Source organism: Actinophytocola sp., from assembly GCF_036402745.1.
Taxonomy (GTDB): domain Bacteria; phylum Actinomycetota; class Actinomycetes; order Mycobacteriales; family Pseudonocardiaceae; genus Actinophytocola.
Genome location: NZ_DASWSJ010000112.1, coordinates 1 through 8783 on the forward strand (window position 1 = coordinate 1; position 8783 = coordinate 8783).

7 protein-coding genes and 1 pseudogene are annotated in these 8783 nt (G+C 71.8%); 3 read left to right on the top strand and 5 right to left on the bottom strand.

The features are described from left to right. Positions 1-108 precede the first annotated feature (108 nt). Complete coding sequence (locus tag VGD70_RS10715) at positions 109-2271, bottom strand: molybdopterin-dependent oxidoreductase (RefSeq protein ID WP_331080643.1); 2163 nt, start codon at positions 2269-2271, stop codon at positions 109-111. Positions 2272-2351: 80 nt separating this feature from the next. Between VGD70_RS10715 and VGD70_RS10720 the strand changes: the two genes are divergently transcribed. Together VGD70_RS10720 and VGD70_RS10725 are read left to right on the top strand one after the other, a co-directional pair. Next, on the top strand, positions 2352-3500 hold the full coding sequence (locus VGD70_RS10720; protein WP_331080645.1) for a glycoside hydrolase family 76 protein: 1149 nt from the start codon (positions 2352-2354) through the stop codon (positions 3498-3500). Positions 3501-3569: 69 nt separating this feature from the next. Continuing rightward, positions 3570-4313: an SDR family oxidoreductase gene (locus tag VGD70_RS10725; RefSeq protein WP_331080647.1), complete on the top strand. Its 744-nt coding sequence runs from the start codon at positions 3570-3572 to the stop codon at positions 4311-4313. Positions 4314-4457: 144 nt separating this feature from the next. Here VGD70_RS10725 and VGD70_RS10730 read toward each other — a convergent pair whose 3' ends face one another. The 3 genes from VGD70_RS10730 to VGD70_RS10740 form a co-directional block, all read right to left on the bottom strand. Beyond that, positions 4458-4865: a VOC family protein gene (locus tag VGD70_RS10730; RefSeq protein ID WP_331080649.1), complete on the bottom strand. Its 408-nt coding sequence runs from the start codon at positions 4863-4865 to the stop codon at positions 4458-4460. A gap of 108 nt (positions 4866-4973) precedes the next feature. Further along, complete coding sequence (locus VGD70_RS10735; protein ID WP_331080654.1) at positions 4974-5585, bottom strand: DedA family protein; 612 nt, start codon at positions 5583-5585, stop codon at positions 4974-4976. A gap of 257 nt (positions 5586-5842) precedes the next feature. Next, the gene (locus VGD70_RS10740; protein ID WP_331080651.1) at positions 5843-6868 is read right to left on the bottom strand and encodes an alpha/beta hydrolase; all 1026 of its coding nucleotides are present in this window, start codon (positions 6866-6868) and stop codon (positions 5843-5845) included. Between the two features lie 163 nt (positions 6869-7031). On the opposite strand from VGD70_RS10740, the gene VGD70_RS10745 reads away from it, so the two are divergent. Further along, a complete protein-coding gene (locus VGD70_RS10745) occupies positions 7032-8423 on the top strand; it encodes an FAD-binding oxidoreductase (RefSeq protein WP_331080653.1) in 1392 nt (463 codons plus the stop codon). A gap of 169 nt (positions 8424-8592) precedes the next feature. Here the strand turns inward: VGD70_RS10745 and VGD70_RS10750 are convergent. Further along, positions 8593-8783: pseudogene (locus VGD70_RS10750) on the bottom strand (DedA family protein); the annotation flags it as partial.

Below are 8783 nucleotides of genomic sequence, written 5' to 3' on the forward strand. Positions count from 1 at the left end.
GTCCGCGCCGAGCGCGGTCGTGGGCAGCGTGAGCAGGAGGAGGAGGAGGAGAAGGCCGAGGATCGCGCGCATGGCGGCTGCAACGCAGGCGCGGGGGCGAACTGGCGGTTAGGCGGGGACGGCCGCACCCACGGCCGCGACCTGCACGGGAATGCCGTTGAGCACGGCGTTGCCCGAGAGCGGGTCCACCAGCATCTCGTCGGCGAGCAGATTGGAGTTGACCCCCGCGTGCGCGCTGGCCACCCCGAGCGCCGGCTCGTCGTGGCCCCAGCCGTGCGGCAGCGAGACGACGCCCGGGCGGATCGCGTCGGTCACCTCCACGGTGGCCTCGAGCTCGCCGGCGGCGCCGCGCACGCAGGCCGCGCCGCCGTGGGCCAGACCGAGGCGGGCGGCGTCCTCGGGGTGCACCTGCAGCGTGCACCGCTGTGGGCCACGCACCAGCAGCGGGAGGTTGTGCATCCAGGAGTTGTTCGAGCGCAGGTGGCGGCGGCCGATCAGGACCATCGCCTCGCGCTCCTCGTGCAGCGCCGCGCGCAGTCGCTCGACGTCGGCGACCAGCGGTTCGGGCGCGAGCTCGATGCGCCCACTCGGGGTGCGCAGCGCGTCCGGCAGGCGCGGCTGCAGCGGGCCGAGGTCGATGCCATGCTCGGCGTCCTCGAGGTCGGCCAGCGTCAGGTCGTACGGGCCGCCGCGCAGCAGCAGGTCCACGATCCGCTCCGGACCGGTCCGGCCCTCGGCGAGGGACACGTCCACCCCTGCCCGCCGCGCGGCCTCGCCGGCGACCATGGCGTCCAACGCGTCGAGCGAGGCGGCCGGGCCCATGCCGGCCACGATCCCGGTCAGCCGCAGCAGCGTCTGCCACTCCTGCGGCACCGACGTCGGCAGCGCGGCCGGCGTCCAGTTGGCCACGTTGCGCACGGCCAGCTGGTACAGCGCGAGGTCGTAGTGCGGCCGCTCCAACGGCGTCGGCCCGGGCAGGATCACGTCCGCGTGCCGGCTCGTCTCGTTCAGGTACACGTCGAGCGAGATCATGAAGTCCAGCTGCGCCAGCGCCTCCGCCAGCCGCCCGGCGTTGGGCGTCGACAGGCACGGGTTCCCGCACACGGTCACCAGCGCGCGCACCTGGCCGGGCCCCGGCGTGAGGATCTCGTCGGCCAGCGTGGCCACCGGGAACTCACCCAGCACCTCCGGCAGGTCACGCACCCGGCTGCGCCACCGGCCCGCGGTCCACACGCGCCGCTTGCCCGGCCGCGCGTTCGCCTGCCCGGCCGCGGCGAGCGGGAACATCGCGCCGCCCTCCCGGTCGAGGTTGCCGGTCAGCGCGTTGAGCACGTCGACGAGCCAGCTCGCGAGCGTGCCGAAAGCCTGCGTCGTCGTGCCCATCCGGCCGTACACCGCGGCCCGCGGCGCGGCGGCCAGCTCCCGCGCCATCCGCTCGATCTCCCCGGCGTCGAGCCCGGTCCGCGACGCGACGGCCGCGGGTGTGAACGGCGCGGCCAGCGTGCGCACGTCCTCGACCCCGCGGACGTGCGGGCCGAGCGCGCCGAGGGCCACCAGGTCCTCCGCGAACAGCACGTTGACCAGCGCGAACAGCAGCAGCGCGTCGGTGCCCGGCCGGATCGCGTGGTGCTCGTCGGCGAGCTCCGCGGTCCGCGAGCGCTTCGGGTCGACCACGACGATCTTGCCGCCGCGCTCCCGGATCGCGCGCAGCCGGCCCCGCGCGTCCGGCGCGGTCATCAGGCTCCCGTTGGACACGATCGGGTTCGCGCCGAGCAGCAGCAGGTGCTGGGTCCGGTCCAGGTCCGGCACGGGGATCGAGAGCGGGTGGCCGAACATGTAGCCGGCCGAGAAGTGCTTGGGCAGCTGGTCCACCGTGCTCGCGGTGTAGAAGTTCTTGGTGCCGACGGCCTTGAAGAACGCGGGCCCGTAGAGCGAGGTCGACGTGTTGTGCACCGACGGGTTGCCGGCGTAGATCGCGACCGCGTCCCGGCCGTGCTCGGCGAGCAGCGCCGGCAGCCGCCGGTCGATCTCGGCGACCGCCTCGTCCCAGCTGACCTCGACGAACTCGCCGTCCCGCTTCACCAGCGGCGCCCGCAGCCGGTCCGGGTCGTGGTGCAGCGCCCCGAGCGAGGCGCCCTTCGGGCAGATGAAGCCGTGTGAGAACACGTCGGCCGCGTCGCCGCGCACGCCGGACACGTGATCTCCGTCGAGCGTCACCTCCAGCCCGCAGGTCGCCTCGCACAACGGACAGGTCACGGCTGCGGTCGTCATGACCCCAACTGTTACACAGGAGCGCTACATCACTCTTCCGGCGGACACTTCGGAACCGATCCAGCGCCGACCATAGAGGGGTGAGTCAACGAGCGGGGTTCGCGGAGTCCTCCACCGAGGAGTCTCCGTCCTTGTGGGCAGCGCGGGCCGCGGTGGCCGAGCGGGCGGTGCTCGCCCGGCACCTGCGCCGGGTCTGGGGCCTGCCGGGCACCCGGCTCGGCGTCGCCGGCTGGCCGTCGTCCTTTCGGCAGCGGCTGCACGCGAACTGGAACTACTGGTGGCAGGCGCACTTACTGGACTGCCTCGTGGACGCCCAGCACCGCCTGCCGCACCCAGGCCGCGCCTCGACGATCGGCCGGCTGGTGCACGGCGTGCGGCTGCGCAACTTCGGCTCGTGGACCAACGACTACTACGACGACATCGCCTGGCTCGGGCTCGCGCTGCTGCGGGCGCACGAGTGCGAGGAGATCCCCGTCCAGAAGCCGCTGACCGAGATCACCGCCCGGCTGCGCGGCGGCTGGACCGACCACGCGGGCGGCGGCATCTGGTGGCGGCGCGGCGACACGTTCAAGAACGTGCCGGCCAACGGCCCGGCCGCGATCCTGTTCGCCAGGTGGGCGCATGCCGGCGGTGAGCGGGCCGACCGGCAGCGGGCCCGCTCGATCACCGAGTGGATGGAGCAGCTGCTCGTCGACCCGGCGACCGGGCTGCTGTGGGACGGCGTGTACGTCGAGCCTGACGGCACGATCAAGGACATCGTCAAGATCGTCTACACCTACTGCCAGGGCGTGTTCCTCGGCTCCTGCGTCGAGCTCGCGGAGGGCGACACGTCCGGCGTGTGGGTGTCCCGGGCCGAACGGACCATCAACGCCGTCGCCACCCATCTCGTCGACGACTTGGTGCTGCGCGGCCGCGGCGGCGGCGACGGCGGGCTCTTCGCCGGGATCCTCGCCCGCTACCTGGCGCTGGCCGCGGTGCGGCTGCGCGAGTACGGCTCAGCCGCGGGCGACACGGCGGCCCGGATCGTGGTCGCCTCGGCGGAGGCGGCGTGGCGCAACCGCGCACTGGCCCGCGGCGGGCCGGTGTTCGGCCCGGAGTGGTCGCAGCCGGCGCAGGTGCCGAGGTCCTCGGGCCATCGGCGGGTGGAGCGGGACCTGTCCGTGCAGCTGTCCGGCTGGATGGTGCTCGAGGCGGCGGCGATGTTGGAGCGGCTAGATTTTCTCTCGTGAGCCAGCTTGCGAGCCAACCATGACGCAGGGCGACCGCGAGCGGCGCCGCCGAGCCGGCGAGGCGATGTCGTGAACGTCGTGGTGGTGACCGGTGGCTCTCGGGGGATCGGGGCCGCGGTGTGCCGGCTGGCCGCCAAGCAGGGCTACGCCGTGGTGATCAACTACGCCTCCGACGACGCCGCCGCCGAGGTGGTGCGGGCCGACATCGAGGCCTCCGGCGGCACGGCGGTCACCGTGGCCGCGGACGTGGCCGACGAGGCGGACGTGCGGCGGCTCTTCGACGTCGCCACCGGGTTGGGTGAGCTCACCGGCCTGGTCAGCAACGCGGGGATCACCGGCAACACCCCCGGCCGGCTCGACGAGCAGGACGTCGCCGTCGTGCGCCGGGTGCTCGACGTCAACGTGCTGGGCGTGTTCCTGTGCGACCGCGAGGCGGTGCGCCGCATGTCCACCCGCTACGGCGGTCGCGGCGGCGCGATCGTCAACGTGTCGTCGACCGCGGCCGGCCGGGGCTCACCCGGCGAGTGGGTGCACTACGCGGCCAGCAAGGCGGCGGTCGACTCGCTCACCCACGGGCTCGCGCTCGAGGTGGCGGCCGAGGGCATCCGGGTCAACGCGGTCGCGCCGGGCCTGGTCGAGACCGGCCTGCATGCCGCCGCCGGCCTGCCGGACCGCCTGGAGCAGCGGGCGCCGCTGATCCCGATGCTGCGCGCGGGCCAACCCGAGGAGATCGCCGAGGGCATCGTCTGGCTGCTGTCGCCGGCCGCGTCGTTCGTGACCGGCGCGGTACTGCCGGTCAGCGGCGGGCACTAGACCGCCTCCCCGGGATTGAAAGTGTGCGTTGCGTCCCGGCGAATGGTGCGGGTATCGGGGTGGGTGGTGGCTGGGTGTCGTCACGGTCCCCTGAGGTTCCGGTGGTCGGCGCAGGACTTCACCCGATGATCTACGAGACAGGCCTTAGACCTCGCGCGCCCAGAGGACGAGCTGGATGCCGTCCGGGTCGCGGAGAGAGATCACCTTGGTGCCCGGCGCGGACTGCTCCTCGGTGATCGGGGAGAACGTGACGCCGTGCTCGGTGAGGCGGTCGGTCCACTCCCGCAGGCAGGCGTTGTTGGGCACGCTGAACGACAGGTGGTCCAGCCCCGGGCGGCGCTCGTCGAACAGGGACCGGTCCGCGTCGGGGTGCTGGACCAGAGTGAGCGTGATCCCGAAGCCGGGACCGCGGAGGAAGACCTTGCGCCGGCCGGAATCCGCGTCGTCCCGGCCGATCGTCTCGAACCCCAGTACGCGCTCGTACCAGGGCACGCTGCGATCCACGTCCGTCACGGTGAGCGCGACATGGTGAACACCGGTCAACGTGGGCATCACAGTCCTTTCCTGCTCGTGCGGGGGCGAGCCGACCTCAGCCATACTGCCCGAGCGAAGTGACGAAACGGCGGCCGTTATTGGATCTTTTGCAGGCCGAGACCCGGCTCAGTCGCCGGACTTGGCGCTGACGGGTTCCGGCTCGACCGGCCGGTGCATCTCCTGGCGGTAACGGAGGATCCCCCAAACCGTTCCGACCACGAAGAACGCGATGCTCGCCCACAGCGCGGCGGCCTGAAGCCAGGGGAGGTCCTGGATGAGCCCGGCCGCGTAGTAGCCGACCAGGACCAGGGTGGGTACCCAGGCGATGCCGCCGAGCGAGGTGGCGAACAGGAATCGCCTGCGGTCCATGTTGGCGGCGCCGGCGATGAGTGGGGCGAGCGTGCGGATCCACGGCAGCCACCGCGCCAGCACGATCGCCCAGAAGCCGCGCCGGTCGAGGAAGTCGCGGGCGCGGGCCAGGTTGTCGAAGTTGAGCACTTTGCCGCCGCGGCGCGCGATCAGCGCGTTGCCGGTCTTGTGCCCGATGTAGTAGCCGACCATGTTGCCGATGACGGCGGTGACCGTCGCGGTGATCGACAGCGCCCACGCGTTGGCCTCGTGGTTGTGCTGTGCGAGCACCACGCCGGCGGCGAAGAGCAGGGAGTCGCCGGGCAGGAACAGGCCGACGATGAACGCGCACTCGGTGAACACGAAGGCGAGCACGATGACCCAGACCATGACCGGTCCGGCGGACTCGAGCACGCCGGTAGCCAGCACGCTCGCATCGGCCAGGACAGAGGACACGACAGGTAGCGTACGTCCACCCGCCAGCAGGCACTGCGGGAACCGGACCTTATTCGTCCGTCCTCAACCCAGCTGTCAACTCGGTGACCGTGCGGCAACGGACTGACCACGCGTCAACCAGGCAAATCACCCACAGGTGCACAACTCGGCACGTCCGTGGACACCGCTATGGCGCAGGTCACAGAGGGTATTCAGGCAGCGACGGTGACCGCCGACGTCGAGCGGAGGAACTCGCCGACGTACCGGATCGCTGCCCGGCCCTCGGGCAGTACCGGGTAGAACGCGGGGAACACGTGCACCTGGCCCGGCCACACCTGCAGCTCGCAGTGGCCGCCCGCGGCGCGGACGCTCTCGGCCATCCGCTCGGAGTCGCCCAGCAGGCACTCGGTGTCGCCGACCTGGATGAGCACCGGTGGCCAGCGGCGCTTGGGTGCCCCGAGCACGTCGAGCCGCCGGGAGTCCAGCGCGTGGTCGCCGGCGTAGGTCTGCCCGCATTCCCGGGCCCGCTGCGGCGGCACGAACGGGTCGCGCCGCACGGCGTCCCGGTCGTCGAGCTCGGCACACGTGAGGTCCAGGAACGGGGAGAACATGACCGCGGCGGCCGGCATCGGCAGCCTGCGTCGGGACAGGTCGGCCAGCAGGCCCGCGGCCAGGTGCCCGCCGGCCGAGTCGCCGAGGACGGTGATCTGGTCGGCGCGGTAGCCGGACGCGAGCAGCCAGCGGTAGGCCGCGACCGCGTCGTCGGCGGCGGCCGGGAACGGGTGCTCGGGCGCGCGCCGGTAGTCCACGAGGAAGGCCGGGCGCCCGGCCGCGGCCGAGAGCGCGGCGACGAAGTGCCGGTGGGTCCGCCGGGAGCCGAAGACGAAGCCGCCGCCGTGCAGGTAGAGCAGGACCCCGGCGCGCTCGTCGGCGCCGCGGCCGGTGATCCAGACGCCGCGGACGTCACCGTCGGTGACGGGCGTAAGCCTGGTCCCGCGCGGGAGCGGGGTGAAGCCGACCGCGTCGAACGCCTCGCGGACCATCTGCAGCGCGGGGTTGCGGGTGATGCTCAGCCGGTCGCCGATCGGTCGAAGACCGGTCATGAGCAGCTGCGCCAGTGCGCGGCTCTGCACGCTGGCGGTGGCCGGCACCGGGCTCGCCGGGGTGGTGAGAAGGACTTCGGCCGGGCCCGTGATGTCGCCGGGAAGCGCCATGCGCACCACCTCCAGCCCGGTCATCGTTGAGCAGACAACATTGACTGTAAATCATCGACGTGTCAGTTCGAGCCCCCGAAAGTCTCGGACGCGATTTCGGTTCGGCACCGGTTGATGTCGCCTGCCGTGACTCGAGTGTGAGTCGAAGGACTCGAAATCCACTCAAGCCGGCGGATACGGTATGCAGGTGAGCACCCACAATGACCTGCTGGAGACCCTGACCGCGGCACTGGGGAAGGACGCGGTGCTCGTCGATCCGGACGTCACCGACAGCTACCGCCGCGACATGATGCCGCTCGCCCCGCACGGCAGCCCGCTGGCCGTCGTGCTGCCGGGTGATGCGGGCGAAGTGCAGGCGGTGGTGCGCGCCTGCGCGGCGGCCGGGGTGCCGATCGTGCCGCGGGGCGCGGGCAGCGGCCTGTCCGGCGCGGCCAACGCGATCGACGGCTGCGTCGTGCTGGTCACCACCCGGATGAACGAGATCCTGGAGGTCGACCCCGACAACCGGCTCGCGGTCGTGCAGCCCGGCGTGGTGAACCTCGAGCTGCGCGGGGCGGTCGAGAAGCATGGGCTGTTCTATCCGCCGGACCCGTCGAGCTACGACTGGTGCACGATCGGCGGCAACCTGTCCACCAACGCGGGTGGGCTGTGCTGCGTGAAGTACGGCGTCACCACCGACTCGGTGCTGGGCTTGGAGGTCGTGCTGGCCGACGGCGAGCTGCTGAGGACCGGTCGGCGCACGGTCAAGGGCGTGGCCGGCTACGACCTGACCAAGCTCTTCATCGGCAGCGAGGGCACGCTCGGCGTGATCACCCAGGCCACGCTGGCCCTGCGGCCGCTGCCGCAGGCCCCGGGCACGCTGGTGGCCGCGTTCTCGACGGTCGCCGCCGCGGGGGCCGCGGTGAGCCGGGTGGTGCGCGAGGGCATCGTGCCGTCGCTGATGGAGATCATGGACGCGACGTCGATCGAGGCGGTCGAGACGCACCTCAAGACCGAGCTGGGCGCTGGCAAGGGTTGCGCGGCGCTGCTGCTGTGCCAGTCCGACTCCGGCGGCGAGGCCGCCCGGCGCGAGCTGACCGCCATCGAGCAGGTCTGCCAGGACGTCGGTGCGGACCTGGTGCACTCGACGTTCGACCCGGCCGAAGGGCAGATGCTGCTGGCGGCGCGCCGCGCGGTGCTGATGGCGCTGGAGATCTACGGCGCCTGGATGACCGACGACGTGTGCGTGCCGCGGACCAGGATCGCGGACCTCATCTCGGGATGCGAGCGGATCAGCAGCGAGGTGGGCCTGCGGGTCGCGGTCGTCGGCCACGCCGGCGACGGCAACATGCACCCCACGATCGTCTACGACCCGACGTCGGAGGACGAGTTCGCGCGCGCCAACCAGGCGTTCAACGACATCCTCGAGGTGGGCCTCTCGCTCGGCGGCACGGTCACCGGCGAGCACGGCATCGGCAAGATCAAGCGCGAGTGGCTGGAGCGCGAGATCGGCCCGATAGGCCTGCGCGTGCACCGGTCGATCAAGGCCGCCCTCGACCCGGAGAACCTGTTCAACCCCGGGTCAATGTTCGCCATGTGAGCGAGAGCGACGGAGCGTTCGCCGTCTGGACGTAGGAGAAGCGCAGGCGCGCCAGCGCCGAGCATCGCACGGAGGAAGACGGCGAGTAGCGCAGGAGCGAAGCGAACCATTCAGCACAGTGAGCGGAGCGAACCATCCAACACCGTGCGAAGCGAACCATCCAACACAGTCAGAGGCGGTCGGTGGCGTCGGCTGCCTCGTCCGGTGCGACCTGGGTGAGCTTCTTCTCCCGGCGGGCCTTGACGACCTCGATGACGATCGGGATGAACGAGATCAGCACGATGAGGATCAGCATGAGCTCGATGTTGTTGTGCACGAACGAGATCTGGCCGAGGAAGTAGCCGAGCACGGTGACGCCGC